General features: G+C 72.5%; 21 protein-coding genes and 1 other RNA gene. 7 read left to right on the top strand and 15 right to left on the bottom strand.

Annotated features, from left to right (window positions below):
- Positions 1-63 precede the first annotated feature (63 nt).
- Positions 64-1,188: a glycosyltransferase gene (locus BMW67_RS12420; protein ID WP_072747873.1), complete on the top strand. Its 1,125-nt coding sequence runs from the start codon at positions 64-66 to the stop codon at positions 1,186-1,188.
- Here BMW67_RS12420 and BMW67_RS12425 read toward each other — a convergent pair.
- The 7 genes from BMW67_RS12425 to BMW67_RS12455 form a co-directional block, all read right to left on the bottom strand.
- A complete protein-coding gene (locus tag BMW67_RS12425; RefSeq protein WP_370426851.1) occupies positions 1,179-2,372 on the bottom strand; it encodes an ABC transporter permease in 1,194 nt (397 codons plus the stop codon). The two genes, BMW67_RS12420 and BMW67_RS12425, sit on opposite strands and share 10 nt — an antisense overlap.
- On the bottom strand, positions 2,369-3,391 hold the full coding sequence (locus tag BMW67_RS12430) for an ABC transporter permease (RefSeq protein ID WP_072747874.1): 1,023 nt from the start codon (positions 3,389-3,391) through the stop codon (positions 2,369-2,371). Before BMW67_RS12430 ends, BMW67_RS12425 begins: the two co-directional genes overlap by 4 nt.
- Positions 3,392-3,448: 57 nt before the next feature.
- Positions 3,449-5,407: an ABC transporter substrate-binding protein gene (locus tag BMW67_RS12435; RefSeq protein ID WP_072747875.1), complete on the bottom strand. Its 1,959-nt coding sequence runs from the start codon at positions 5,405-5,407 to the stop codon at positions 3,449-3,451.
- Positions 5,404-7,200, bottom strand: a complete 1,797-nt coding sequence (locus BMW67_RS12440) for an ABC transporter ATP-binding protein (protein ID WP_072747876.1) — start codon at positions 7,198-7,200, stop codon at positions 5,404-5,406. Before BMW67_RS12440 ends, BMW67_RS12435 begins: the two co-directional genes overlap by 4 nt.
- Before the next feature lie 208 nt (positions 7,201-7,408).
- Positions 7,409-8,197: an alpha/beta hydrolase gene (locus BMW67_RS12445; protein ID WP_072747877.1), complete on the bottom strand. Its 789-nt coding sequence runs from the start codon at positions 8,195-8,197 to the stop codon at positions 7,409-7,411.
- A gap of 45 nt (positions 8,198-8,242) precedes the next feature.
- A complete protein-coding gene (locus tag BMW67_RS12450) occupies positions 8,243-9,439 on the bottom strand; it encodes a glycosyltransferase family 4 protein (protein WP_072747878.1) in 1,197 nt (398 codons plus the stop codon).
- A 361-nt stretch (positions 9,440-9,800) separates the two neighbouring features.
- Positions 9,801-10,565, bottom strand: a complete 765-nt coding sequence (locus tag BMW67_RS12455) for an enoyl-CoA hydratase-related protein (protein WP_072747879.1) — start codon at positions 10,563-10,565, stop codon at positions 9,801-9,803.
- Between the two features lie 282 nt (positions 10,566-10,847).
- Between BMW67_RS12455 and thrS the strand changes: the two genes are divergently transcribed.
- The 3 genes from thrS to BMW67_RS12470 all read left to right on the top strand — a co-directional run bounded on the left by thrS (position 10,848) and on the right by BMW67_RS12470 (position 15,073).
- Positions 10,848-12,791: a threonine--tRNA ligase gene (thrS, locus tag BMW67_RS12460; protein ID WP_072747958.1), complete on the top strand. Its 1,944-nt coding sequence runs from the start codon at positions 10,848-10,850 to the stop codon at positions 12,789-12,791.
- A 435-nt stretch (positions 12,792-13,226) separates the two neighbouring features.
- Positions 13,227-14,756: a hypothetical protein gene (locus tag BMW67_RS12465; RefSeq protein ID WP_072747880.1), complete on the top strand. Its 1,530-nt coding sequence runs from the start codon at positions 13,227-13,229 to the stop codon at positions 14,754-14,756.
- Positions 14,753-15,073, top strand: a complete 321-nt coding sequence (locus BMW67_RS12470) for a hypothetical protein (RefSeq protein ID WP_072747881.1) — start codon at positions 14,753-14,755, stop codon at positions 15,071-15,073. Before BMW67_RS12465 ends, BMW67_RS12470 begins: the two co-directional genes overlap by 4 nt.
- A gap of 150 nt (positions 15,074-15,223) precedes the next feature.
- On the opposite strand, the gene cobT is transcribed toward BMW67_RS12470, so the two are convergent.
- The 3 genes from cobT to BMW67_RS12485 all read right to left on the bottom strand — a co-directional run bounded on the left by cobT (position 15,224) and on the right by BMW67_RS12485 (position 19,242).
- A complete protein-coding gene (gene cobT, locus BMW67_RS12475) occupies positions 15,224-17,104 on the bottom strand; it encodes a cobaltochelatase subunit CobT (RefSeq protein ID WP_072747882.1) in 1,881 nt (626 codons plus the stop codon).
- A gap of 311 nt (positions 17,105-17,415) precedes the next feature.
- Positions 17,416-18,405, bottom strand: coding sequence for a cobaltochelatase subunit CobS (cobS, locus tag BMW67_RS12480; RefSeq protein ID WP_072747883.1), 990 nt, complete (start codon positions 18,403-18,405; stop codon positions 17,416-17,418).
- A 165-nt stretch (positions 18,406-18,570) separates the two neighbouring features.
- Complete coding sequence (locus BMW67_RS12485; RefSeq protein ID WP_091764249.1) at positions 18,571-19,242, bottom strand: J domain-containing protein; 672 nt, start codon at positions 19,240-19,242, stop codon at positions 18,571-18,573.
- Positions 19,243-19,375: 133 nt separating this feature from the next.
- Between BMW67_RS12485 and BMW67_RS12490 the strand changes: the two genes are divergently transcribed.
- Together BMW67_RS12490 and BMW67_RS12495 are read left to right on the top strand one after the other, a co-directional pair.
- Entirely contained in the window at positions 19,376-19,645 is a 270-nt protein-coding gene (locus BMW67_RS12490; protein WP_072747884.1) for a BolA family protein, read from the top strand.
- A 77-nt stretch (positions 19,646-19,722) separates the two neighbouring features.
- Positions 19,723-20,319 (top strand): SEL1-like repeat protein, encoded by a 597-nt coding sequence (locus BMW67_RS12495; protein ID WP_245728524.1) that lies wholly within the window; start codon positions 19,723-19,725, stop codon positions 20,317-20,319.
- A gap of 123 nt (positions 20,320-20,442) precedes the next feature.
- Here BMW67_RS12495 and fumC read toward each other — a convergent pair whose 3' ends face one another.
- Complete coding sequence (gene fumC, locus BMW67_RS12500) at positions 20,443-21,837, bottom strand: class II fumarate hydratase (protein WP_072747885.1); 1,395 nt, start codon at positions 21,835-21,837, stop codon at positions 20,443-20,445.
- A gap of 103 nt (positions 21,838-21,940) precedes the next feature.
- Here fumC and trhA point away from each other — a divergent pair, with 103 nt between their 5' ends.
- Positions 21,941-22,624 (top strand): PAQR family membrane homeostasis protein TrhA, encoded by a 684-nt coding sequence (gene trhA, locus BMW67_RS12505; RefSeq protein WP_083581456.1) that lies wholly within the window; start codon positions 21,941-21,943, stop codon positions 22,622-22,624.
- Between the two features lie 165 nt (positions 22,625-22,789).
- Here trhA and BMW67_RS12510 read toward each other — a convergent pair whose 3' ends face one another.
- From BMW67_RS12510 to BMW67_RS12525, 4 genes are all read right to left on the bottom strand, one after another.
- Complete coding sequence (locus BMW67_RS12510) at positions 22,790-23,269, bottom strand: SspB family protein (protein ID WP_091764250.1); 480 nt, start codon at positions 23,267-23,269, stop codon at positions 22,790-22,792.
- Positions 23,270-23,409: 140 nt separating this feature from the next.
- Positions 23,410-23,784, bottom strand: a transfer-messenger RNA (tmRNA) gene (ssrA, locus tag BMW67_RS12515).
- A 16-nt stretch (positions 23,785-23,800) separates the two neighbouring features.
- Complete coding sequence (locus BMW67_RS12520; RefSeq protein ID WP_072747886.1) at positions 23,801-24,484, bottom strand: glutathione S-transferase family protein; 684 nt, start codon at positions 24,482-24,484, stop codon at positions 23,801-23,803.
- 81 nt (positions 24,485-24,565) lie between these two features.
- The gene (locus BMW67_RS12525) at positions 24,566-25,783 is read right to left on the bottom strand and encodes an NADP-dependent isocitrate dehydrogenase (RefSeq protein WP_072747887.1); all 1,218 of its coding nucleotides are present in this window, start codon (positions 25,781-25,783) and stop codon (positions 24,566-24,568) included.
- Positions 25,784-25,824 lie beyond the last annotated feature (41 nt).

The raw sequence follows: 25,824 nt of genomic DNA on the forward strand, positions 1-25,824 counted from the left end.
GCGCGCACGCCTTTGCGGCGGGGGGCGGGCATGGCTTGGGCGGCGCGCCATCGGAGGAAGGGCATGAGAGTCGCGTTGCTGGTCACGCATCTGATGGGGTCGGGGCACCTTCAGCGCATGCTGGCGGTGGCGCGGGCGCTGGCGCGGGCGGGCGCGCGGCCGACGGTGATCTCGGGCGGGCGGCCGCTGGCGCATCTGGACGCGGGCGGAGTCGAGCTGATCCAGCTGCCGCCCGTCAGCGCCGACGGGCTCGACTACAAGACCCTGCTGGGGCCGGACGGGCGGCCGGCGGATGCGGCGCTGATGGCCGCGCGTCGCGCCGCCATCGCGCGCGCGCTGAGCGCGCCGCCCCCCGATGCGCTGGTGGTCGAGCTTTACCCTTTCGGGCGCCGCCAGCTGGCCGAAGAGTTCGAAGCCGCCATCGCGGCCATGGCGCCGGGCGCGCCGGTGTTCTGCTCGATCCGCGACGTGCTCGAGCCGCCCAGGAAGCCCGCCCGCGTGGCCTGGACCATGGCGCGGCTGGCGCCGTTCCGCGCGATCCTGGCGCATGGCGATCCGGCGCTGACGCCGCTTTCGCTCAGCTGGCCCGAGGCCGACGCGCTGGCCGGCCGGCTGATCCATACCGGCTACGTCGCCGAGCCGCCGCCCCCCGCCGAGCCCGACGGCCCCGGCGCGGGCGAGGCGCTGGTGTCCGTGGGCGGCGGCGCGATCGGGCGCCGGCTGCTCGAGATGGCGGCGCTGGCGGCGCGCGGCTCGGCCCTGCGCTGGCGGCTGCTGGTGGGCGGCGCCGACGCGGCGGCCGAGGCCGCGCGGCTGGCGGCGCTTGGGCCGGCCCTGGCCGAGCCGGCGCGCCCCGATTACCGGCGGATGCTGGGGCGCGCGGCGGTGTCGGTCAGCCTGTGCGGCTACAACACCGCCGTCGAGGCGGCGCTCAGCCCCACTCCCGCGCTGCTCGTGCCCATGGAGGAGGGCGGCGAGCGCGAGCAGCTGATCCGCGCCCGCGCCTTCGCCGGGCTCGAGGGGATCGAGGTGCTGCGTATCGGCGATCTGACGCCCGAGCGTCTGGCGCGCGCCGCCGAGGCCGCCGCCGCGCGCCCGCGCCGCCCGGCGCGGCTGGCCGCCGACGGCGCGGCGCGCGCCGCCGAGGCCATTCTGGCCGCCTGCGCGGGCGGGCGCGCTCAGGAATAGGGATCGAGCGCGTCGCGCAGCCCGTCGCCCAGGAAATTGAACGCCAGCACCACCATCATCACCGGAACCATGGGCGCCAGCAGCCATGGGTAGATCTCGACCGCCGTCAGGTCGAGCGCGTCGTTGAGCATCAGCCCCCAGCTGACCGCCGGCGGCCGCAGCCCCAGCCCCAGCAGCGACAGCGCCGTCTCGCCCAGGATCATCGAGGGAATCGACAGCGTGGCCGAGGCCACCAGATGCGACATGAAGTTGGGCATCATGTGGCTCATGATGATGCGGCGCGTGGGGGCGCCCATCAGCTCGGCCGCGCGCACGTAGTCCTCTTCGCGCAGGGACAGGAATTTCGAGCGCACCGCCCGCGCCAGCCCGGGCCAGTCGAGCAGCCCGAGGATGACCGAGATCATGAAGAACACCGACACCGGCCCCCAATTGGCCGGGATCGCCGCCGACAGCGCCAGCCAGATGGGCAGCTCGGGCAGCGAGCGGATGATCTCGATCGACCTTTGCACCGCCGCGTCGGTCCAGCCGCCGAAATAGCCCGCCAGCCCGCCCAGCGTCATGCCGATGGCGAACGAGATGACCACCCCGATCAGCCCCACCGTCAGGCTCAGCCGCGCGCCGTGCATGATGCGGCTGTGAATGTCGCGCCCCAGGCGGTCGGCGCCCAGCAGGTGCAGATCGGCGCCCTCGGGCGGACAGAACAGGCGCATGTTGGTCTCGACCAGCCCCAGCAGCGTGTAGACCGGCCCGCAGCGCGCCAGAAAGCGCACCGGGCGCGGATCGTCCAGATCGGGGGTGAACACCGGCTGGAAGGTGTTCATGTCGATCTCGGAGCGCATGGGATAGGTGACGGCCAGATGCCCGTCCTTGAAGAACTCGACGGCCTGGGGCGGGGCGAATATGGCGTCGGGGTTGCGCTGGGCCGGATCGTAGGGCGCCAGGAAATCGACGAAGGGCAGCGCCAGGTAGATCGCCAGCAGATAGATCCCCGAGATCACCGCCAGGCGCCGGCGCATGAAGCGCCGCCAGATCAGCGCGGCGGTCGAGGCGTCGAGGTCGCTGCGCTCGAGCGCCTGCACATCGGCGGCCGGGTCGTAGGGCTCGGCCGAGACGTAGTGCGCGTCGGGGTCCAGCATCGCCTCGCGCGCGGCGTCGGGGTCGGTCGCCTTGTCTGCGCGCGTCATGCGTTTCTTCCCGAAAAGCGGATGCGCGGATCGAGCGCGGCCAGCAGCAGATCCGAGATCAGCATGCCGACCAGCGTCAGCGCCGAAATGAAGAGCAGGATGAAGCCCGACAGGAAGTAGTCCTGGCTGCGCAGCGCGCCCAGCAGGATCGGGCCGATCGTCTGCAGCCCCATGACCAGCGACACCAGCACCGAACCCGAGACGAGCGAGGGCAGCATGTTCCCGATGTCGGCCACGAAGGGGTTGAGCGCCATGCGCAGCGGATACTTCACGATCGCCGCCGCCGGGCGCAGGCCCTTGGCGTAGGCGGTGACCACATAGGGCTTGGCCAGCTCGTCCAGCAGGTTGGCCCGCAGCCGCCGCACCATGGCCGCCATGCCCGAGGTGCCGATGACGATGATGGGCACGATCATGTGCGTGGCGATGTCGCGGATCTTCTCGAAGGTGAGGGGCTCGTTGGCCAGCTCCTTGCTGACCAGCCCGCCGACGGGCAGGCCCAGCCAGTGCGCGCCCTTGTGATACAGGATCAGCGCCAGCAGGAAGTTGGGCGTGGCCAGCCCGATATAGCCGATGAAGGTGGCGATGTAGTCGATGGCCGAGTTGGCCTTGACCGCCGCCACCGTGCCCAGCGGCAGCGCCACGAGATAGACGAAGAGAATGGCGAAGAGGTTGAGCGAGATGGTCATCCACAACGCCTCGCCCACGATGTCGGCGACCGGCGCGTCCAGCTCGAACGACCAGCCCAGGTCGCCCTGCAGGATGCCCGAGAAGCCGTTCGGGCCGGGCCAGAAGCCCATCCAGATCAGGTATTGCTTCCACAGCGGCTGGTCGAGGCCGTATTGCCGCATCAGGAACTCGGCCTTGGCGATCGAGCTGGCCTCGCCCGAGGCGCGCAGCTGCGCGATCTGGTTCGACAGGTAGTCGCCCGGCGGCAGGTTCACGACCCAGAAGATCAGCACGCTGACCAGCAGCAGCGTCCAGACCATGTGCCAGAGCCGGCGCAGGACATACTCAAGCATGGCGCCCTCCGCGCTTGCGGGCCGCGGCGCGCCCGAAGATGGCAAGGGGCGCGGCGCTCATGGCTCGTAGAAGAATTCGTCGATGCGGTGCACGCCCAGCTGCGCGCCCGGATCCCAGGCGTAGATGCCCTCGGCCGGCACGTTGCGCAGGCGCGTGTTGGCGATGACCGGCTGCGGCGCCATGTTCACGATGCCGATCGAGAAGACGTTGCGCGCGTGGATGTCCAGCATCTCCCGCCAGACGCGCGCGCGCGCGTCGCGGTCGGCCGCGCGGTTCCATTCCTTGAACAGCTCGAGCAGGCGCTGCCCCTCGGGGGTGTCGGGCGCCTGGCCCGAGCGGCCGCGGGTCTGGAAATGCTGCCCCCACATCGGCCAGCAGAAATTGGCCTGGTCCACCGGCGCGACGTCGGTCGGCGGGGTGTCGGGGTTGGGCAGGCCGTTGTTCCAGCCATACCACAGCGGCATCATGCTGCGCCCCTGATAGGCGGCGTTGCGCAGGATGTCGCGGTCGAGCGGGCGGTAGATCAGCCGCACGCCGACCTCGCGCCAGGTCTCGGCGACCAGCTCCATGGCGTCGGCCTCGACGGGGCGTTCGCCCGCGCTCTCGACCACGATCTCGAGCCGGCGCCCGTCGGGCAGAAGCCGCGTCCCGTCGCCGTCGCGCCTGTCCAGCCCCAGCTCGTCCAGAAGCGCCGAGGCCGCCGCCGGATCGTATTGCGCGAAGGCGCGGGCGTGGGCCTCGTCGTAGAAGGGCGAGGCGGGCAGGGCCGAGGTGGCCGCCTCGCGCGCCAGCCCGAAATAGAGCGAGCGGTTGATCGTGCGCCGGTCGATCGCCAGGCTGAGCGCGCGGCGAAAGCGCACGTCGCGCAGCAGGGCGCGGAAGGCGGGGTCCTCGTAGTTCAGGTTCGGGTGCAGCGCGATCTCGGACGCCGCCCCCGAGCGCCATATCAGCGTGCGGTAGCCGCCCGTGCGCTCGCCCTTCTTGAGCACCGGCGCGTCCGAGAAGCTGAGCGTGCGCGCCTGCAGGTCGGCCTCGCCCAGCGTGATCTTCGACGGGATCAGCCCCGCCGCCGCGATGCCGGCATCCACCCGGTCGACATAGGGCAGCTGCAGCCCATGCGCGTCCACGCGGTGAAAATACGGGTTGCGCTCGAGCACATAGCGGTCCGAGTTGCGCTCCATGGTGTTGACCCAGGGCTGGAGCGTGGGCAACGCGGGGTTGTCGAACTTGTACATGTCGTCGAGCCGGTTGTGCAGCTGCGCCCAGTTGCGCGTGCGGTATTCGCGCAGCAGCGGGGCCAGCTGTTCGGGCGCGACGTAGTCGGCGTGATAGCGCTTGAGGTAATGCGCGGGGCGGTAGATGAAGGGCGGGCGCGCCTGGGCCAGCGCCGGCAGGAAGCGCGGATTGGGCGCGCGCCACTCGTAGCGGATGGCCGTCTCGCTCAGCACCGTCACCTGGGGCGGCGCGCCGTCGACCAGCATCAGCTCGAGCGGTCCCGAGGGCGAAAGATGCGGGTTGTTGGCCACGTCCTCCCACCAGTAGCGGAAATCCTCGGTGGTGAAGGGGTGGCCGTCGGACCATTTGTGCCCCTTGCGCAGGTGCAGGGTGAAGACGCGCTCGTCCTCGACATCGACCTCGCGCAGGATGTCGGGGCGCAGGTTGTATTCATGGTCCCAGCCGACCAGGCGCGCATAGCCGTAGACGACCATGTAGCGGATGTCGCGCGCGCGCGAGAACAGCGTGCGCAGCGTGCCGCCATGGCGGCCGAATGCGCGCCCCTTGGCGGCCAGATCCACCACCAGCGGCTCTTCGGGCAGGCGGGCGGCGACGGGGGGCAGGGCGCCCGAGGCCACGCGCGCCGCCAGGAAGGGCGGCTCGACCGGGGCGGGCGCGGCGCGCAGGATGCGCGGCAGCGCGCCCGCGGCGGCGGCCAGCGCGGCGCCGGCGGCCAGGGTCTGGCGGCGGCTCAGGCCCCGCGCGCGGGGGGCGGAGGGGTTTTCGCGATCGCGGGTCATGCTGCGCACCTGACTTGGCGGCCCGGTTCGACCTCGCGCAGCGGCGGCGCGCGGTCGCCCTCGTAGCGAAAGGGTTCGGGCCAGGTTTCGGGGTCGCCCGCGCCGCGCGCCACCGCCGCCAGGTCCAGCCTGCGGCCGGGATCGGGGGTGGGCGAGGCGGCGATGAGCGCCTTGGTGTAGGGGTGCCGCGGGTCGGCGAAGACGGCCGCGGCCGGCCCCTCTTCGACGACGCGGCCGCGGCGCATCACCGCCACGCGGTCGGCCAGATCGGCGACGACGGTCAGATCGTGGCTGATGAACAGGTAGCTCAGCCCCATCTCGTCGCGCAGCTGGCGCAGCAGGTCCAGCACCTGCGCCTGCACCGACACGTCCAGCGCCGAGGTCGGCTCGTCGCAGACCAGAAGCTCGGGCTGCAGCGCCAGCGCCCGCGCGATCGAGATGCGCTGGCGCTGCCCGCCCGAGAAGGCGTGGGGAAAGCGGCGCAGATGCTCGGGCGAGAGGCCGACCTTGCGCATCAGCTCGGCGGCGTGGGCGCGGCGCTCTTCGCGCGTGCCGATGCCGTGGATCTCGAGCGGCTCGGTGAGGATGTCGAGCACGCTCATCCGCGGCGAAAGCGCCGAATAGGGGTCCTGGAACACGATCTGCACCCGCCGGCGGAAGTCGCGCAGCTCGGCCCCGTCCAGCGCCGCCACGTCCAGCTCGCGCCCGTCGGCGCCGCGAAAGCCGATCTCGGCGCCGGGATCGGGGTCCTCGGCGCGCAGCATCAGCTTGGCGACGGTGGTCTTGCCCGAGCCGCTCTCGCCCACCAGGGCCAGCGTCTCGCCCCGGCCGATGGTCAGCGACACGTCCTGAACGGCGCGGATGACCGGCGGCTGCGCGCCGATGCCGCGCCGGCGCCCGCGATAGGTCTTGGACAGGTTGCGCGCCCAGAAGATCGGGTCGGCCGGCGCCGCCGAGGCCTCGGGGCGCGGCGCCGGAACATGGGGCGCGGCCACGATCAGCGCGCGCGTGTAGCCATGGCGCGGGTCGGTCAGGATGGTCTCGCACGGGCCCGATTCCACCACCTTGCCCTTGCGCATGACGGTCACCGAGTCGGCCATGTTGGCGACCACCCCCAGATCATGGGTGATCAGGATCATCGACATGCCCGTATCGTGCTGGAGCGTGCGGATCAGGTCCAGCACCTGCGCCTGGGTGGTGACGTCGAGCGCGGTGGTGGGCTCGTCGGCGATGACGAGGTCGGGCTCGCAGGCCATGGCCATGGCGATCATGGCGCGCTGGCGCAGGCCGCCCGACAGCTCGAACGGATAGGCCGACCAGGCGCGCTCGGGATCGGGGAAGCCGACCTGCTCGAACACCTCGAGGCAGCGCATGCGCGCCGCGTCGTTGCGCAGCTCGGTGTGCAGGCGCAGCGACTCGGACACCTGGTCGCCGATGGTGTGCAGCGGCGAGAGCGAGCTCATCGGCTCCTGGAAGATCATGGCGATGCGCCCGCCGCGGATGCGCCGCAGCTCGGCCGGGCGCATGGCCAGAAGGTCGCGCGGCGCCTCGGGCAGCCCGCCCGCGCCGCGCGCGGCGAACATGGCGCGCCCGCCCAGAACCGACGCCCCGCGCGGCAGGATGCCGATCAGCGCCTTGCCCGTCAGCGTCTTGCCCGAGCCGCTTTCGCCGACAAGGGCCAGCGTCTCGCCATGGCGCAGCGTGAAGCCGACATCCTCGACGACGCGCAGGCGGGCGTCGCCGAACCCTATCGTCAGTCCTTCGAGCGCCAGAAGCGGCGTCGCCTTGACCATGCCCCGTGACTCGCCCTCCCGCGATCGACCTTGCGGTCTTGTCGTTCCCGGCCCCGCGCGGGGCGCGGGGGCTTTGCGCCGAGCATGTCGCGCATCGGCCCGCGGGGCAACAGCGGCGAAGGATTTTTCCTGCGCGCGGCGCGGCTTTCGCGCCCTCGGCCGGCGCGGCGCCCGCGCGGCGGTGCGCCGGGCGGGCCGGCGCCCGCGGTCAGCGCCCCGCTTCGCGCGCGGCGGCGATGGCCTCTTCCAGCGTCTCGTCCAGAATGCGCAGCTCGCGCGGGCCGGAAAAGCGATGGTCGGCGCCCTTGACCAGCAACAGGCGGATGTCGGGCCCCTTGGCATGATCGAACAGGATGCGCGCGCGCTCGGGCGGCACGTCGACATCGGCCGAGCCCTGCAGCAGCCGCGTGGGGAAGGGCAGGGGCAGCGGAGCGCGCAGAACCAGATGGTCGCGCCCGTCCTCGATCAGGCGGCGCGTGATCACATAGGGCTCGTCGGAATACTCCGAGGGCAGCGCGACGCGGCCCGTGCGGGCCATCTCCTGGCGCTGGGCCTCGTCGAAGGCGGCCTCCATCCCGTCCAGCGTGAAGTCGGGCGCGGCGGCGATGCCGATCAGGGCGGCGACGCGCTCGGGCGCCTCGCGCGCCAGCAACAGCGCGATCCACCCGCCCATGGACGAGCCCACCAGCACCTGCGGCCCCTCGGTCAGGGCGGCGATGGCGTCGCGCGCGTCGCGCAGCCAGTCGCCGATGCAGCCATCCTCGAAGCGGCCCGAGCTTTGCCCGTGCCCGGTGTAGTCGAAGCGCAGGAAGGCGCGCCCGCGCGCGCGGCAGCGCTCTTCGAGAAAGGCGGCCTTGGTCCCGGTCATGTCCGAGCGGAAGCCGCCCAGAAACACCACCCCCGGCGCCCCCGCCCCGGCGTCGGGCGTGCGGCGATAGGCGATGCGCCGCCCGTCGGCGGTTTCGAGGAAGTCGGGCCGGTCTTCGGCGTCGGTCATCTCGCGCTCCTTCTCGGTTGCGTTCCTTCTCTCGCGCGGGCCCGGTCAGCGCCGCCCGCGCTCGGCCAGAACCTGGCGGTAGACCTCGAGCGTCTGGGCCGTCAGGCGCCCGACGGTGTGTTCGCTGCGCACCCACGCGCTGGCGCGCGCGCCCATGGCGGCGCGGCGCTCGGGGGGCATGGTCATCAGCTCGAGCAGCGCGCGGGTCAGGTCCTCGACGTCGTTGCCGCGAAAGTTCAGCCCCGTCGCCTGATCCTCGGGCCAGCGCGGCGGGGCGCGCACCACCTCGACCCCCGGCCCGATGTCGGACACCGCCACGGGCACGCCCATGGCCTGCGATTCGAGCATGGCGCGCTGGTAGCCCTCGGGGGCCGTCGCGGCCGAGACCGAGATGTCGGCCGCCGCATAGGCCAGGGGCATGTCCTCGAGATGGCCGACGAAGCGCACCGCGTCCTCGAGCCCGAGGGCGCGGATGCGCGCGGCCACCTCGTCGCGATAGGCGGTCTTGCCCTGGTCGTCGCCGGCGAAGATCATCGCGAAGGGCGGCGCGCCGGGGTCGCGGCGCAGGCGCGCGGCGGCTTCGACCATCAGGTGCTGGCCCTTGCGGCGCGAGATGCGCCCCGCCAGCAGGATCGCCATGGTTCCCGGGCCGACGCCCCAGCTTTCGCGCAGGCGCGCCCGCGCGGCGGGGTCGATGCGCGCCGGGTCGAACCGCTCGGGGTCCACCGCGCGATGGATGACGACGATGCGCCCCTCGGGCGGGGCGTGATGGCGGCGGATGTCCTCGGCGATCCACTCGGACACGGCGATGACGCGGTCGGCGCGGGCCATGACGCCGTTGTAGAAGTTCTTGAGCCGGTTCTGCGCCCGGTAGCCGCTGTGATAGGTGGCGACGAAGGCGCAGCCGGTCAGCCGCGCGGCCAGAAGGCAGCTCCAGGCCGGGGCGCGGCTGCGCGCGTGGATCACCTGAACGCCGTTGGCGCGGCAAAAGCGCGCGATGCGCAGCGCGTTGGCCAGGATGCGCGCGGGGTTCTTCGTCGCCACCGGCGCCGTCACATGCGTCGCCCCCGCGCGCTCGAGCGCCGCGACCATGCGCCCGCCCTCGGACATGACGAAGGCGCGCCCGCCGGCCCGGGTCAGGGCCTCGGCGACCTGAAGCGCGCCCAGCTCGGCGCCGCCGGACTTCATCGCCGGGATCACCTGAAGCACCGTCGGCGGCGCGTTTTCTGCTCGATCGGTCATGCGCCTCTCCCGCCATCGGGCGCGGCCGGCCCGGCCCCGCCTGCCGCAAGGCCATAGCCCATGCGCGGCGGGCGCGTCCATGGGGCGAAGGCGAATCCGGGCCCCTGCGCCGCATGAGCGGCGCGCCGCCCCCCGATCGGTCGCGGACGGGGGCGCCGCCTTGCGGCGCGGGCGAAGGCGGGGCGAGGGCGTGGCGCCCGGGCGGCGGCGCCGGGCGGCGGGCCTTCGCCCCCTCGGCGGCTCGACGCGGGCGCGGGGCCCGGGCTGCCCGCTCGACCGGCCCGCCGGCCCTCGCGCACCCGCCTTCGCCGCTTCGCACCCGGGCCCGCGCCCATCGCGGCGCCGGCCCTCGCGCCCGCGTTCAGCCGAGCTTCGAGAAATCGGGCGGGCGGCGCTCCATGAACGCGGCGAAGGCCTCGCGCGCCTCGGCCGACATGAGCCGCTCGCCGAAGATCGCGCTTTCGCGTCCGATGCGCTCGAGCAGCGCGTCCGAGTCGCGCATCAGCGCCTTGGTCGCCGCCACCGCGCCGCGCGGCAGGCGGGCGATGCGCCGGCAGGCCTCGCGCGCCGCCTCGTCGAGGCGCTCGGCCGGCAGGGCGCGGTTGGCCACGCCCAGCCGCGCCGCCTCGGCGCCCGACAGCGCCTCGCCCAGCACGAACATCTCGAAGGCCCGGGCATGCCCGATGCGCGCGGGCAACAGGATCGAGGACGCCGCCTCGGGCGTCAGGCCCAGCCCCACGAAGGGCGTGGACAGGCGCGCATCCTCGGCGACGAACACCAGGTCGCAGTGCAGCAGCATCGTCGTGCCCAGGCCCACCGCCACGCCCGGCACGGCTGCGACCAGCGGCTTGCGCGCCGCGGCCAGCTTCTGGATGAACACGCCGGCCAGGGGCGGGCGCCCGCTGGCGGCGGCGGCGGCGAAATCGGCGATGTCGTTGCCCGCGGTGAAGTCGGGCCCGCTCGAGCGGAACAGCGCCACGCGCGCCGCGTCGTCGGCGTCGAGGCGGTCCATCGCCTCGTTCATCGCCGCATACATCGCCTGCGAAAGGGCGTTCTTCTTGTCGGGGCGGTCCAGCGTGATCTCCATCACGCCGTCCTCGAGGACGACCTTCACATGTTCGCTCATCGCTTGCTCCTGCTCTGCTTCGCGGGCGCCGCGGCGGGCGGGCGCGCGGCCCGGCCATGCGCGCGCGGCGCGGCGCGGCCTTGCGCGCGGGCGTGCGCCCCGCGGCTTTCGGCGCCAGCCGAGCACGGCGCGGGCGCGCGCGCAACCGCGACGTGGCGGCGCCCGGCGGCGCGCGCCGCTTGACTTCGCCGCGCCCCCTCATAAGGTGCGCCCGACCGCCCGGAGACCGGCTCCGGGCCGCATTCCGGAGATCGCAAGATGGACGACGCGCGCGCTTCCCGCATGGTGACCCTCACCCTGCCCGACGGCGCCGCGCGGACCTATCCCGCCGGCGTGACGGCGGCCGACGTGGCGAAGGACATCTCGAAATCGCTGGCCAAGGCGGCGCTGGCCGCGCGCGTGGACGGCGAGCTGGTCGACCTGTCGCGCCCCATCGAGCGCGACGCGCGGCTCGAGATCGTCACCATCGAGGACGACGCCGCGCTGGAGCTGATCCGTCACGACCTGGCGCACATCATGGCCCGCGCGGTGCAGGAGCTGTGGCCCGACGTCAAGGTCACCATCGGCCCGGTGGTCGAGCACGGCTGGTATTACGACTTCGACCGCGCCGAGCCCTTCACCCCCGCCGATCTGGAGCTGATCGAGAAGCGCATGCGCGAGATCATCGCCCGCCGCGACCCGGTCCGCACCGAGGTCTGGGACCGCGAGCGCGCCATCCGCTTCTACGAAGAGAACGACGAGCCCTACAAGGTCGAGCTGGTCGGCATGATCCCCGAGGGCGAGCCGATCCGCATGTATTGGCACGGCGACTGGCAGGATCTGTGCCGCGGCCCGCACCTGGTCCATACGGGGCAGGTTCCCGCCGACGGCTTCAAGCTGACCCATGTCGCGGGCGCCTACTGGCGTGGCGATCACCGCAACAAGATGCTCCAGCGCATCTACGGGGTGGGCTTCCGCTCGCGCAAGGACCTCAAGGCCTATCTCGACATGCTCGAGGAGGCCGCCCGCCGCGACCACCGGCGCCTTGGGCGCGAGATGGAGCTCTTCCACATGCAGGAAGAGGCGCCGGGCATGGTCTTCTGGCACCCCAGGGGATGGACGGTCTACCGCACCTTGCAGGACTACATGCGCCGGCGCCTCGACGCCGCCGGCTACAAGGAGATCCGCACCCCCGAGGTGGTGGACCGCAAGCTGTGGGAGGCCTCGGGGCACTGGGACAAATACCGTGAGAACATGTTCATCACGGAGATCGACGAGGAGCACGCCAACGAAAAGCGCGTGAACGCCCTCAAGCCTATGAACTGCCCGTGCCATGTGCAGGTGTTCAACCAGGGGCTCAAATCCTATCGCGACCTGCCGCTGCGCCTGGCCGAGTTCGGCTCGTGCCACCGCTACGAGAGCTCGGGCTCGATGCACGGGCTGATGCGCGTGCGCGGCTTCGTGCAGGACGACGCGCACATCTTCTGCACCGAGGACCAGATCGAGCAGGAAACCGCCGCCTTCATCTCGCTGCTGGGCTCGGTCTATCGCGACCTGGGCTTCGAGAGCTTCGACATCAAGTTCTCAACCCGCCCCGAGGTGCGCGCCGGCTCGGACGAGATCTGGGACAAGGCCGAGGCCGCGCTCGAGGCGGCGGTGCGCAAGGTGACCGACGATTTCGAGATCGACCCCGGCGAGGGCGCCTTCTACGGCCCCAAGCTGGACTTCAAGCTGACCGACGCCATCGGGCGCGAGTGGCAGTGCGGCACCTTCCAGTGCGACTTCGTGCTGCCCGAGCGGCTGGGCGCCGAGTATGTGGGCGCCGACGACAAGCGTCACCGCCCGGTCATGTTGCACCGCGCCATCCTGGGCAGCTTCGAGCGCTTCATCGGCATCCTGATCGAGAACCACGCCGGCCGCTTCCCGATGTGGCTGGCGCCGGTGCAGGCGGTGGTGGCCACCATCACCTCGGACGCCGACGATTATGCGCGCGAGGTCGCGGCCACGCTGCGCGCCGCCGGGCTGCGGGTCGAGACCGATCTGCGCAACGAGAAGATCAACTACAAGGTCCGCGAGCACTCGCTGGCCAAGACGCCCGCCATCATCGCCGTCGGCCGGCAGGAGGTCGAGAACCGCGCCGTCGCCGTGCGTCGCCTGGGCGAGAAGGGGCAGCGCGTCATGCCCCTGGCCGAGGCGACCGCCGCCCTTGCCGAAGAGGCCACGCCCCCCGACCTGCGCCGCGCCTGACCGCGCGGCGGCGACGCGCGGATCCGGCGGACGGGCGCGCCCGCTTCAGGCCGCGATCCGCGCCGCGGCGTCAGGCCGGGGGCGGGCGTCTTGCCCCGGGCGGCTCCGCGTTGTCTAGCGCTGCGTTGCAAGGGGCGGCCGTTCTTCCTCAGGGCGACGGAGCCCTCGGCGGCGCCGCGCCTGCGCCCCAGGCGCCGCCGCGCCGACCGCCGCGCAAGATCCGGCACGAGGCCCGGCCGCCGGCCGCGCCGATCCGTGCGGGCGGGGCGGCGAGGCAATGCGCGGCGGAACGGGGCGCGCCGCGCCCATGCGTGCGTCGGCGCGTTGCCGCCGGGGGCTGCGCTTGACCGCGCCGCCGCTTTCGGGCAGGCACGAAGGCGCGCGCCCGCCTCAAGGCGGCGGCGCGCGCGCGTAACCAATCGGGGAGCGGCGTTCATGTCCAGCGCATCCCATCCCGCGTCGCCGCCGGCCGCGTCGGCGCGGCGCGACGGCGCCTTCGCCGCGGCGGGCGCGATCTTTCTGGCGCTGACCGCGGCTGCGGCGGCCTGGCATCTGCGCCGCCTTGGCGCGCCGGCCTGGCCGCTGGACGACGCCTACATCACCCTGCACAACGCCCGCGCGCTGATCGAGGGCGACCCCTCCTTTCCCGGCGTTCCGGCCCTGTTCGGTGCGACAAGCCTTCTGCACACGCTGGCCGTCGCCGCGGGGCATCTGGCCGGAAGCGCCGAGTGGGCCTTGTGGGCGCTGAGCTGGGCGGCGGTGGCGCTGTCGGGGCTGGGCGTTCTGGCGGCGGGCCGGGCGCTGGGCCTTGGCGCGGGCTGGAGCCTGGCGCTGGCGCTGGCGTCGGTGTTCGCGGGGCGCTTCTACTACGTGATGCTCAACGGGCTCGAGACCGGCTGGGTCTTCGCCATCGTCATCTGGATGCTGGCGCTGGCGGCGCGCGATCCCTTCTCGCGCGGGGCGGCGCTGCTGTGCGGCCTGGCGCCTTTCGTGCGGCCCGAGCTCGGCGCGGTCTCGGTGGCGCTGATGCTGGGCATGCTGAGCGACGCGCGGCGCGAGGGACGGCGCGCCGAGGCGCTGCGCGCGCTCGCCTGGTGCGTGGCGCCGGCCTCGGCGCTGCTGGCGGCGCAGTGGAGCCTGTCGGGCGCGCCGCTGCCGCGCACCGGCTTCGCCAAGCGGGCCTTCTTCGCCCAGCCGCAACTGGGCCCGTGGATTCCGAGGGCCTACTTCGCGGCCAAGGCGTCTGAGTTCATTGCGGGAACCAGCGGCCTCATGCTGGCCCTGGCGGCGGCGCGCGGGCCCGTCGCGCGGCGCGCCACGCTGGCGGCGCTGGCGCTCATCGCGGCGATGGCGGCGCTCTATCCGGTCGTCTCGATCCAGAACGGCAAGCGGCTGCTGTGGGTCTTTCTGCCCATCGCGGCCTTCGCGCTGGCCTCGCGCGCCGCATCGGGGCGCGGCGCGGTGCCGGCGCGCGTCTTCATCGCCCTGGCGCTGGCGGCGACGGCGGCGGGGTTTTTCTTCAAGGCCCCGATCGATCTGCGCCTGATCGGCGACCAGCGCGCGCGCCTTCAGGCGACGGCGCGCTGGATCGAGCGCAACCTCGATCCCTCGGCGCCGCTTCTGCTGCACGATGTGGGCCATGTCGCCTGGGCGACCGACGTGCCGCTGGTGGACCTGGTGGGGCTCAAGACCCCGTTCAGCCAGAAGGTGCACGCCCGCCTGACGGCCCGGCGCGGCCCCGAGGCGGTTCCCGAGGCGACCGAGATCATCGCCCGCCGCTTCGGCGCGCGCACCATGCTCACGCTCGAGGACTGGGAGGCGGGGTTCCGCTTCGCCGAGGGGCTGCGCGCGCGCGGCTGGCGCGTGACGCCGCTGTCGCACGAGGATCTGGGCGGCTATGTTTTCCATGCCATCGTCCCGCCCGAAGAGGCGGCGGGCGGCGCGACGGAGGAGGATGCGCGATGATCCTGCGCCTTGGGGGGCTGCTGCTGATTGGCCTGGCGGCGACGCTGGCCGCGCTGGACCTGACCGAGAAGGGCGGCGGGACCGGGCGCGGCGCGTTCCGTTCGCTGGGCGAGTTCTGGTTCGCCGTCCACCGCGAAAGCCTGATCGGGTTGCAGTCGGGCATCGAGAACCGCGCCGATCCCGCGATCTGGGCCGCGATCGAGCCGGCGCTGCATCTGCCCGCCGCGCCGGTTCTGGGGGCGGCGGGGGTGGTCCTGCTGGCGCTGGGCATGGCGCTGAAGATCCGCCGCGCGCACAAGCGGGCGCGCCGCATCTGACGCGGCGCCATCCTGCACGGGGCCATCCGACGCGGCGCCATCCTGCACGGGGCCGTCCGACGCGGCGTCTGCGGCGCGGCGCTTCGGGCCGGGCGCGCCGCGCGGGACCGGCGCCGGACCGGGGCCGGGCGTCGTCCGGCGCGGGCCGGCTCAGGCGATGCGGCGCCGGGGCGCCCCGCGCCGCTGGGCGCGGGCGGCGGCGTGGGGGTCGGCCTCGAACAGCGCGGCCAGCTGCTCGGTCATCGCGCCGCCCAGCTGCTCGACATCGGTGATGGTCACCGCGCGCTGGTAATAGCGGGTGACGTCGTGGCCGATGCCGATGGCCAGCAGCTCGATCTGGCGGCGGCGTTCGATCATGGCGATCACGTCGCGCAGGTGCTTCTCGAGATAGTTCGAGGGATTGACCGAAAGCGTCGAGTCGTCGACCGGCGCGCCGTCCGAGATGACCATCAGGATCTTGCGCTGCTCGGGCCGCGCCAGAAGGCGGCGGGCGGCCCATTCGACGGCTTCGCCGTCGATGTTCTCCTTGAGCAGGCCTTCCTTCATCATCAGGCCCAGATTGGCCCGCGCGCGCCGCCAGGGGGCGTCGGCGCTCTTGTAGACGATGTGGCGCAGATCGTTCAGCCGCCCGGGCTGACCCGGCCGGCCGACGCGCAGCCACTCTTCGCGCGACTGACCGCCCTTCCAGGCGCGGGTGGTGAAGCCCAGCACCTCGACCTTGACCTGGCAGCGCTCGAGCGTGCGCGCCAGGATGTCGGCGCAGATCGCCGCGATCGAGATCGGCCGTCCGCGCATCGACCCCGAATTGTCGATGAGCAGCGTGACGATGGTGTCGCGGAACTCGGCGTCCTTCTCGACCTTGAAGCTGAGCGGGGTGGTGGGGTTGGCCACCACACGCGCCAGGCGCGCGGCGTCGAGCGCGCCCTCCTCCTGGTCGAACAGCCACGAGCGGTTCTGCCGCGCCTGCAGGCGGCGCTGAAGCCGGTTCGCCAGCCGGCCCACCGCGCCGCGCAGCGGCGCCAGCTGCTGGTCCAGATAGCCGCGCAGACGCGTCAGCTCGGCCGGCTCGGCCAGATCGGCGGCGTCGATCACCTCGTCGAAAGCGGTGGTGAAGGCCTTGTAGAGCGGGTCGGCCTCGGACAGGGGCGGCGGGGCCTGGGGCTCGGCGGGGGGCTCGCCATCCTCGGCGGCGGCCTCGTCGTTCAGATCGGCGTCGTCGTCCTCTTCGCTCGAGACCTCGGCCGAGGGGGCCGCGCGGTCCTCGGCGCCCTGCTCGTCGGGCGCGTCGTCCTGATCCTGATCGGCCTGCTCCTGGCCGCCCTCCTGGTCCTGATCGGGCGAGTCCTCCTGCGACTGCTCGTCATCCTCGTCCTCGCCCTGGTCGGGGTCCTCGCCCAGCTCTTCGCCATAGCCCAGATCGGCGATGACCTGCCGGGCCAGGCGCGCGAAGGCGGCCTGATCGTCAAGCGCGGCGACGGCGGCGCGCAGCGCCTCGGGCGAGCTGGCCTCGAGCCGCGGGCCCAGCAGCTCGAGCACCCGCCGCGCCCCTTCGGGCAGGGGGCGGCCCGTGGCCAGCGCGCGCACCATCAGCCCGGCGGCCTCGGGCAGGGGCGCCTCGTCGGGGCCGCGCAGCTCGGCATAGCCCTTGCGCGCGGCCTCGTCCGCCAGGCGCGCGTCCAGATTGGCCGCGACGCCCGGCATGGCCCGCGCGCCCAGCGATTCGCAGCGCGCCGTCTCCATCGCGTCGAAGATGGCGCGGGCGGTTTCGCCCTGGGGGCGATAGCGCGCGGCGGCGGCGGGGTCGTGGAAGCGGCGGCGCAGGGCGTAGGCGTCCGAGGCGCCGCGCGCCAGCATGACCTCGGCGCGGCTCATGGCGCGCGAGATCTGCGGCAGGCGCACCGAGTCGTTCGCCATTCCGGGCGGATCGACCGAGAAGGTCACGGTCAGGTCGGGCTCGTTGGCCAGCGCGCGGGTCGTTTCGGTGAGCGCCTTCTTGAAGGGCTCGGCGGGGTTGTCGGACCGTGTGGGCATGATCGGATGCTGCGCTCCGCGGCGGGAAAGGGCAAGTCTTCGCATCAGACTTAGGGGCTGCGGCCCCGTGTGTCGAGCGGGCGCCGCGGCCCGTCCGCCGTGGCGGGCGCCGGCGCGGCACGCGCCCCGAGCGCGGGTCGAACGGGGCGCGGCGCGGGCGCCGAGGCAGGTCGGCCCATGTTCGGCGCCGCCGCGCAGCCCTCGCCGGGGCCGGGCGCGGCGGGGGCGCGCGTCGGAGCGGGGGCGGCGTTTCGGCATCCCCCGGCGGGTCGGCTCGGCGGCGCGCGCTTGGCCCTAGCCGACGCCGGCCTTCAGCCCAGGCTGACGCTGGCGGCGCTTTCGGGCAGTTCCTCGCCGAAGCAGCGCTGGTAGAATTCGGCCACCGTCTGGCGCTCGAGCTCGTCGCACTTGTTGAGGAAGGTCAGGCGGAAGGCGAAGCCCACATCCTTGAAGATGCGCGCGTTCTCGGCCCAGGCCAGGACCGTGCGCGGGCTCATCACCGTCGACAGGTCGCCGTTCATGAAGGCCGAGCGCGTCAGATCGGCGACGGTGACCATGCGCGAGACGGTCTCGCGCCCCTCGGGGGTGGCGGCGTAGTCGGGGTTCTTGGCCAGGATGATGTCGACCTCGGCGTCATGGGGCAGGTAGTTGAGCGTGACCACCATCGACCAGCGGTCCATCTGGCCCTGGTTGATCTGCTGCGTGCCGTGATAGAGCCCGGTCGTGTCGCCCAGCCCGACCGTGTTGGCCGTGGCGAAGAGGCGGAACCAGCGATTGGGGCGGATGACCTCGTTCTGGTCGAGCAGCGTCAGCTTGCCGTCGGCCTCGAGCACGCGCTGGATCACGAACATCACGTCCGGGCGCCCAGCGTCGTATTCGTCGAAGACGATGGCCACCGGGTTGCGCAGCGCCCAGGGCAGGATGCCCTCGTGGAACTCGGTCACCTGCTTGCCGTCGCGGATCTTGATCGCGTCCTTGCCGATCAGGTCGATGCGGCTGATGTGGCTGTCCAGGTTCACGCGCACGCAGGGCCAGTTGAGCCGCGCGGCCACCTGCTCGATATGCGTGGACTTGCCGGTGCCGTGATAGCCCTGGATCATCACGCGCCGGTTGTGGGCGAAGCCGGCCAAGATGGCCAGGGTCGTGTCCCGGTCGAAGCGATAGGTGGGGTCCAGATCGGGCACGCGGTCGGTGGGTTCGGCGAACCCCTTGACCGTCATGTCGAGGTCGATGCCGAACGCGTCGCGCACGGACACGTCCACCGTCGGCTCCATCGCGTCGATCACCGCGCCGTCAGCCATGTTCGTCGTCCTTCGTTTCATCCGCCCGCCTTCGCGGCGGGCCGTGCAGCGCCCTGCGGGGGCCGGCGCGCCGGCGGGCGCGGGCGGGCCGTCCGCGAAACGCGGTTTCCCTGACGCTGCTTGGAACATAAGGCGCCGCGACGCAAGCGCAAGCGCGTCGCGTCGTCAGTCGGCGAAGGCGCGGCTGCCCTTGATCTGCTGCCAGGCCCAGACCACCTCGCGCAGGCGCGCCTCGTCGTCGCGCCGCCCGCCGTTCATGTCCGGGTGCAGGGACTTGACCAGATCCTTGTAGATGGCGCGGATCTGGGCGCGGGTCATGTGGTCCTCGGCGCCCAGAACCTCGAGCGCGCGGCGCAGATTGGCGGGCAGCTTGCGCCGCGGGGGCGGCGGAACGTCGCGCCCGCGCCCGCCGGGGTTGATGGTGGCGTTCGCCCCCAGCACCTCGAGCGGGTCGTCGAAGCCGAAGCGCCGCCAGGCCTGGCCCTCGGCATGGGCCTCGATGCCCAGCGGCTTGCGCGGCTGCTGGCCGAAGCGCCAGGTGGGCCGGCCCCAGACCGAATCGGCGCGCTGGAAGGCGTCGAACTCCTCGGGCGTCATGTTCGCGAAGTAGTTCCACGAGCGGTTGTATTCGCGCACATGCTCGAGGCAGAACCAGTAATACTCGTTCAGCCGGTCGGGCGCCCTGGGCGCGCGGTATTGGCCGCGCCCGTCGCAGCCGGGCCGGTCGCAGGGGCGGCGGCTGTCCTCGATCGCGCCGGTCATGCCGCGCCGGCGCATGCGGCGGCGCTTGTCGGCGGAAACCGAAACGTCGTAGTCGAAGGGCGAACGAGGCGGCACTGTGCGTCTGGCTCCGGTGCTGTTGCGGGCGTCGGCCGCGGCGGCCGAGTCGGGCCGGACATTGTAGCGTTCGCGCCGCGCGGGCCAAGCCCGGCCGGGCGCGGGCGCGCCGGACAGGCGAAAGGAGACGGAGATGAGCGTAGCCCGGACCATCCGCGAGAAGCTGACCGCGGCCTTCGATCCCGTGGCGCTCGAGGTCGAGGACCAGTCCGAGCGCCACCGCGGCCATGCCGGCTGGCGCGAGGGCGGCGAGACCCATTTCCACGTGCGCATCCGCGCCCGGGCCTTCGCCGGGCGCGGCCGCGTCGAGGCCCAGCGCATGGTCCACAAGGCCCTGGCCGAAGAGCTGGCCGGGCCCATCCACGCGCTGTCGCTGGATCTGGGCGGCCCCGATCGACCCTGATGCGCGCGCCGGGCGGCGCTTTGTGCTATGGTGGGGCTCCGGCCCCCAGCGCGGGGCGCCGCGCCAAGGAGGCCGCCATGCCAGTCCGCCATCCCTCGCCCCCGATCCTGCGCGCCGCGCTGCTCGCCGTCGCGGGGGCGCTGATCGGCCAGACGGCCGCCTTGCCGGCGCGCGCCGATGCGGGCGCGCCGGCGCCTGACGAGGGCGGCGTCCTCAACCCCGACGAGATGACCATGCGCCGCTTCGTCGAGCGCGCGCGCCGGGGCGAGGCCGACATGGTCCTGTGCGCGCAAGGTTATCTCGCCACCAAGTCGGGCCGGCACGAATGGGCGCGCACGCTCTTTCAAAGCTGCGCCGAGGCGGGCTGGACGGGGGCGATGACCTGGATGGGTCAGCTTGAGGACAACGGCCTGGGCGGCCCCGAGGATCCGGCCGCCGCCGCCCGCTGGGACCGGCGCGCGGCCGAGGCGGGCGATCCGGTGGGCAAGTTCAATTACGGGCTGGACCTGCTGCGCGGGCGCGGCGTGCCGCGGGACGAGGCGCAGGGGCGCGCGCTGGTGGACGCGGCCGCGCGCGAGGGCGTCGAGGCGGCGCGCCGTCTTCGCGCCGCCGGCTATGATCTGGACGAGGTCACGCCCGACGCCGACGACTGGAAATACCGCCCGATGTTCTGACGAGGTCGGCGACGGGCGCCCCCGACCGCGGACGCCGCGGCGGCGGGTTCGGCGCCGCGGCCCTGGCCCGCCCCCGCGGCGTCTGCGTTCCGGCGCGGGGGCGGGCGCGGATCGCTTGCGCGGTCAGTCGCTCGGACCGATCATCAGTTCGGGGCGCACCACGCGGTCGAAGGTTTCTTCGTCCACGAATCCCAGGCGCACGGCCTCTTCGCGCAGCGTGGTGCCGTTCTGGTGCGCCGCCTTGGCCACCTTGGCGGCGTTGTCGTAGCCGATGACCGGCGCCAGCGCCGTGACCAGCATCAGGCTTTCGCGCATCAGCTTGGCGATGCGCTCTTCGTTCGCGCGGATGCCCGTCACGCAGCGGTCGGTGAAGGACGCCGCCGCGTCGCCCAGCAGCTGCATCGACTGCAGCAGGTTGTAGATCATCATGGGCTTGTAGACGTTCAGCTCGAAATGGCCCTGGCTGCCGGCGAAGCCGATGGCCGCGTCGTTGCCCATGACATGGGCGCAGACCTGGGTCAGCGCCTCGCACTGGGTGGGGTTGACCTTGCCCGGCATGATCGACGAGCCGGGCTCGTTCTCGGGCAGGATCAGCTCGCCCAGCCCGCAGCGCGGCCCCGAGCCGAGGAAGCGAATGTCGTTGGCGATCTTGAACAGGCTGCCCGCCACGGTCTTGAGCGCGCCCGACATCTCGACCACCGCGTCATGGGCGGCCAGGGCCTCGAACTTGTTGGGCGCGGTGACGAAGGGAATGCCGGTGATGCGCGCGGCATGGGCGGCGAACTTCTCGGCGAAGCCCTTCTTCGTGTTGAGCCCGGTGCCGACGGCGGTGCCGCCCTGCGCCAGCTCGTGGATCGAGGGCAGGGCGCGCTTGACGCGCTCGATGCCCATGGCGACCTGGTGCGCGTAGCCCGAGAACTCCTGCCCCAGCGTCAGCGGGGTGGCGTCCTGGGTGTGGGTGCGGCCGATCTTGATGATGTCCTTGAAGGCCTCGGACTTGGCGGCCAGCGCGGCGTGCAGCTTCTCGAGCCCGGGCAGCAGCACGTCGCGCGCCATGGTCGCGGCGGCGATGTGCATGGCCGTGGGGAAGGTGTCGTTCGAGGATTGCGAGCGGTTGACGTGGTCGTTCGGGTGCACCGGGTCCTTCGAGCCGATCTTGCCGCCCAGGATTTCGATGGCGCGGTTGGCGATGACCTCGTTGGCGTTCATGTTCGACTGGGTGCCCGAGCCCGTCTGCCAGACCACCAGCGGGAAATGATCGTCGAACTTGCCCTCGGCGACCTCGGCCGCGGCCTGGACGATGGCCTTGCCGATGCGCGGGTCGAGGTTGCCGAGCTCCATGTTCGCCTCGGCCGCGGCCTGCTTGATGACGCCCAGCGCGCGGATGACGGCGACGGGCTGCTTCTCCCAGCCGATGGGGAAGTTCTGCAGGCTGCGCTGCGTCTGAGCGCCCCAATACTTGTCGGCGGGCACCTCGATGGGGCCGAAGCTGTCGGTCTCGGTCCGGGTGGCGGTCATGGCGCGCGATCCTCCTGATGAGCGTGTGACGCGCGTTCTATACCGCCGCGGCGGGCGGGCGCCAATGCGGCGCGCGCGCCTGCGTTCATGCTAGACTGGGGCCATGAATCGCACGGCCTCGGGAATCTCATCCGCGCTTTCGCCGCCTTCGGCCCCCGCGCGGGCCGAGCGCGCCGCCGACGCGATCGTCCACGCCCTGGGCGTGGCGGGCGCGCTGGCGGCGGGGCCGGCCCTGGTGGCGCTGGCGGCGCGGCGCGGCGGCGACGGCGCCGTCGTCGCCGCGACGGCGGTCTATGCGGCGTCGATGGCGATGATGTTCGTCTTCTCGGCGGCGTATCATCTTGCGCCCGCGCGCGGCGCGGCGCGGGGGGTGCTGCGCAGGCTGGACCACGCGGCCATCTTCGTGAAGATCGCGGGCGCCTACACGCCCTTCGCCGTTCTTCTGGCGGGCGCGGCCGCGCGGCCGATCCTGACCGGGATCTGGGCGGCGGCGCTGGCGGGGGCGGCGCTGAAGCTGGCGGCGCCGGGCCGCTTCGAGCGCGCGGCGCTGGCGCTGTATCTGGCGCTGGGCTGGGCCATCGTGCCGATCGGCGGGCCGATCCTGCGCGCCGCCCATCCGGCGACGTTCTGGCTGCTGATCGGGGGCGGGGCGCTTTATACCGCGGGCGTCGGGGTGTTCGTGCGCAAGAGCATGCCGTTCCAGACCGCGCTCTGGCACCTGATGGTGCTGACGGCCACCGGCATGCTTTGCGCCGCCGTGGCGGTAGAGCTGGCGCGGGCGCCCTGACGCCCGGCCGTGGCCGAGGCGCGCCGGCGTCGGGGCCGTGGCGGGGGCGTGTTGGGGGCGCGTCGGGCACGTTCCGCGCACGGCCGGCGGGCCGGGGCGACGAGGGCCCTTGCCGGCGGGCGTTCACGCCCGGCCCATCGCGCGGGCCCGCCGCGGGGGGCGCGCTCAGCGCTTGCGGAAGCGGTCGAGGCTGACCACGTCGCCGCCCGGCGCGGGGGGCGATGGGGGCTCGGCCTCTGCGCCTGGGCCGTCGCCCGGGCCGGGCTCGGGGCCTTCGTCGTCCTCGGCGTCATGCGCGTCGAACTTCAGGCCGAATTCGGCGTGGGGATCGACGAAGGTCGTCACCGCGTCGAAGGGCACCACCAGCGTCGCCGCGCGGTTCGAAAAGCTCAGCCCGACGCTGAAGCGGTCGGGCGTGACGGCCAGATCCCAGAACTCGTGCTGGATGACGATCGTGATCTCTTCGGGGAACTGGGCGCGCAGCCAGTCGGGCATGTCCACGCCCGGATGGCGGGTGTCGAAGGTGATGTAGAAGTGATGCCCGCCCGGCAGCCCCTCGCGCGCCGCGACGCCCAGGCTTTCCGCCATCACGCCGCGCAGCGCGCGCTGCATCATCTTGCCGTAGTCGAGGCCCGCCTGGGACATGCGCAATTCCCTCCGTGTCTGGGCCGAACATATCCGATTCGCGACGCAAGGAAAGCCGCGCCGCAGGGCGGGCGACGCAGGGCGACGCAGGGCGGCGGCGCGCTGCTGGCGCCCGGTCGGTTTCGCGCTGGAGAGGGAGAAGTGCAGGCTTCTGTTGCCAGGCGCCTGCGGACCCCGCCTGAAGCGGCTAAGCCTCAGGACTTCGGTTTCGGTTTGGTCGCTGCATTACGCAGCGACGGCCACCGGAGCACGGTTGTCGTTGGCAACTATGCGTTTTGAGCCGATAACGGTGGCATCCTGCCGGGCGAAAGCAACACCTTTACACGTCCGTCGATCCTGTTTCGGCCCCCTTCTGCCTCTTGCGTCCGCCCGCCAACGAACGGGTGGAGAGGGATTCTGGTGGAGCCGCCGGGTACCGCCCCCGGGTCCGATCCGCTTATTACGTGCGCGTTTATCGCCATAGTCCCCGAAGGGACAAGGCGAATATAGGCGCGCGCGGACCGCGGGTGAAGGGGCGAGCGGGAAAAAATTTCACCCTCGGCCGCAGGAGCCGCCGGGCGCGCGCCAGCGGGCCAGCCACTCGTCCATCGCCGCGCGCTGAATGGCCAGGCTGCGCGCGATGGCGGGGTCTTCGCCCGCCGCCGCCATCCAGCGGGCGACGCGCGGGGGCGGGGTCAGCGGGCGCTCGACCTCTTCGCACAGCATGAACCCCATCTGGATCGCCGGGGCGAGGGCGCATTCGGCCATGCCCGCCCGCCCGCCCGGCGCAAGGCCGGCGGGCGCCGCGGCGCAGATGTCCTCGAGCCGCGCCAGCGCCTCGGCAAGGCGCGCCGCGCCTTGCGCCGCCGCCTCGGGATCGGCGCGCCAGCCGCGCTTGACGAGCGGGAACATGGCGCGCCCGGCCGCCTCGATCCGGTCGTCGGAATAGCCGGCCAGCGCGCGGGTCAGCGCGCGCCCGAGCGGATCGGCCGGCAGCAGGGGCGGCTCGGGGGCGGCCTCTTCGAGGAATTCGAGGATCGCGTTCGATCCGAACAGCGGCGCCCCGTCGACCACGAGGCCGGGGACCGAACCGGCCGGGACGATGGCCCGATAGGCGGCCGAGCCGTAGCCGTCGGGCGGCTCGCGCTCTTCATGGGGCAGGCCCTTGAGGTCGAGCGCGGCGCGCACCTTGGCCACGAAGGCCGACACGGCGACGCCGTAAAGGACGATCTGCATGAGCTTCTCCGCGGGACGGGGGCGCGCGAACGCAAGAGGCCCGCGGAACGCGCCGCGGGCCCCCGAAGCCGGCTCGGGCGTTCAGCCCTCGGCCAGCGCCTTGCGCAGGTTCTCGTCGACCTTCTCGAGGAAGCCCATGGTGGTGAGCCACTTCTGGTCCGGGCCCACCAGCAGCGCCAGGTCCTTGGTCATGTAGCCGGCCTCGACGGTCTCGACCACGACGCGCTCGAGCGTGGTGGCGAAGCGCATCAGCTCGTCGTTGCCGTCCAGCTTGGCGCGGTGCTTGAGGCCGCCGGTCCAGGCGAAGATCGAGGCGATGGAGTTGGTCGAGGTCTCCTTGCCCTGCTGGTGCTGGCGGTAGTGGCGGGTGACGGTGCCGTGGGCGGCCTCGGACTCGACCACCTTGCCGTCGGGGGTCATCAGGACCGAGGTCATCAGCCCCAGCGAGCCGAAGCCCTGCGCGACGGTGTCGGACTGCACGTCGCCGTCATAGTTCTTGCACGCCCAGACATAGCCGCCCGACCACTTCATGGCGCAGGCCACCATGTCGTCGATGAGGCGGTGCTCGTAATGGATGCCGGCGGCCTCGAACTTGTCCTTGAACTCTTCCTCGTAGACCTTCTGGAACAGGTCCTTGAAGCGGCCGTCATAGGCCTTGAGGATGGTGTTCTTGGTCGACAGATAGACCGGATAGCCGCGCGCCAGCCCGTAGTTCATCGAGGCGCGGGCGAAGTCGATGATCGACTGGTCGAGGTTGTACATCGCCATGGCGACGCCCGAGCCGGGCGCGTCGAACACCTCGTGCTCGATCACCTCGCCGTCCTCGCCGACGAACTTGATCGTCAGCTTGCCCTTGCCGGGGAAGCGGAAGTCGGTGGCCTTGTACTGGTCGCCGAAGGCGTGGCGGCCGACGACGATCGGCTTGGTCCAGTGCGGCACAAGGCGCGGGACGTTCTTGCAGATGATCGGCTCGCGGAAGATCACGCCGCCCAGGATGTTGCGGATGGTGCCGTTGGGCGAGCGATACATGCGCTTGAGGCCGAACTCCTCGACGCGGGCCTCGTCGGGGGTGATGGTCGCGCACTTCACGCCGACGCCGTATTTCTTGATGGCGTTGGCCGCGTCCACGGTCACCTGGTCGTCGGTGGCGTCGCGGTTCTCGATGCCCAGATCGTAATATTTCAGATCGATGTCGAGATAGGGAAGGATCAGCTTTTCCTTGATGAAATGCCAGATGATGCGGGTCATCTCGTCGCCGTCGAGCTCGACGACGGGGTTTTCGACCTTGATCTTCTTCATGCTCAGTCTCCCGATTCTGGGCCCGGCGGGCGGTTTCGCGG

The sequence above is a fragment of the Oceanicella actignis genome (genome assembly GCF_900111545.1).
Taxonomy (GTDB): Bacteria; Pseudomonadota; Alphaproteobacteria; order Rhodobacterales; family Rhodobacteraceae; genus Oceanicella; species Oceanicella actignis.

Excerpts from the sequence above, each read along its gene's own strand:
- BMW67_RS12450 (WP_072747878.1), bottom strand. The coding sequence starts at position 9,439 with ATGACCGATCGAGCAGAAAACGCGCCGCCGACGGTGCTTCAGGTGATC.
- fumC (WP_072747885.1), bottom strand. The coding sequence starts at position 21,837 with ATGACCGCCACCCGGACCGAGACCGACAGCTTCGGCCCCATCGAGGTG.
- BMW67_RS12445 (WP_072747877.1), bottom strand. The coding sequence starts at position 8,197 with ATGACCGACGCCGAAGACCGGCCCGACTTCCTCGAAACCGCCGACGGG.
- cobS (WP_072747883.1), bottom strand. The coding sequence starts at position 18,405 with ATGGCTGACGGCGCGGTGATCGACGCGATGGAGCCGACGGTGGACGTG.
- BMW67_RS12440 (WP_072747876.1), bottom strand. The coding sequence starts at position 7,200 with ATGGTCAAGGCGACGCCGCTTCTGGCGCTCGAAGGACTGACGATAGGG.
- BMW67_RS12525 (WP_072747887.1), bottom strand. The coding sequence starts at position 25,783 with ATGAAGAAGATCAAGGTCGAAAACCCCGTCGTCGAGCTCGACGGCGAC.
- BMW67_RS12520 (WP_072747886.1), bottom strand. The coding sequence starts at position 24,484 with ATGCAGATCGTCCTTTACGGCGTCGCCGTGTCGGCCTTCGTGGCCAAG.
- BMW67_RS12465 (WP_072747880.1), top strand. The coding sequence starts at position 13,227 with ATGTCCAGCGCATCCCATCCCGCGTCGCCGCCGGCCGCGTCGGCGCGG.
- BMW67_RS12495 (WP_245728524.1), top strand. The coding sequence starts at position 19,723 with ATGCCAGTCCGCCATCCCTCGCCCCCGATCCTGCGCGCCGCGCTGCTC.
- BMW67_RS12430 (WP_072747874.1), bottom strand. The coding sequence starts at position 3,391 with ATGCTTGAGTATGTCCTGCGCCGGCTCTGGCACATGGTCTGGACGCTG.
- cobT (WP_072747882.1), bottom strand. The coding sequence starts at position 17,104 with ATGCCCACACGGTCCGACAACCCCGCCGAGCCCTTCAAGAAGGCGCTC.
- BMW67_RS12455 (WP_072747879.1), bottom strand. The coding sequence starts at position 10,565 with ATGAGCGAACATGTGAAGGTCGTCCTCGAGGACGGCGTGATGGAGATC.
- BMW67_RS12490 (WP_072747884.1), top strand. The coding sequence starts at position 19,376 with ATGAGCGTAGCCCGGACCATCCGCGAGAAGCTGACCGCGGCCTTCGAT.
- BMW67_RS12510 (WP_091764250.1), bottom strand. The coding sequence starts at position 23,269 with ATGTCCCAGGCGGGCCTCGACTACGGCAAGATGATGCAGCGCGCGCTG.
- BMW67_RS12420 (WP_072747873.1), top strand. The coding sequence starts at position 64 with ATGAGAGTCGCGTTGCTGGTCACGCATCTGATGGGGTCGGGGCACCTT.
- trhA (WP_083581456.1), top strand. The coding sequence starts at position 21,941 with ATGAATCGCACGGCCTCGGGAATCTCATCCGCGCTTTCGCCGCCTTCG.
- BMW67_RS12435 (WP_072747875.1), bottom strand. The coding sequence starts at position 5,407 with ATGACCCGCGATCGCGAAAACCCCTCCGCCCCCCGCGCGCGGGGCCTG.
- BMW67_RS12470 (WP_072747881.1), top strand. The coding sequence starts at position 14,753 with ATGATCCTGCGCCTTGGGGGGCTGCTGCTGATTGGCCTGGCGGCGACG.
- BMW67_RS12425 (WP_370426851.1), bottom strand. The coding sequence starts at position 2,372 with ATGACGCGCGCAGACAAGGCGACCGACCCCGACGCCGCGCGCGAGGCG.
- thrS (WP_072747958.1), top strand. The coding sequence starts at position 10,848 with ATGGTGACCCTCACCCTGCCCGACGGCGCCGCGCGGACCTATCCCGCC.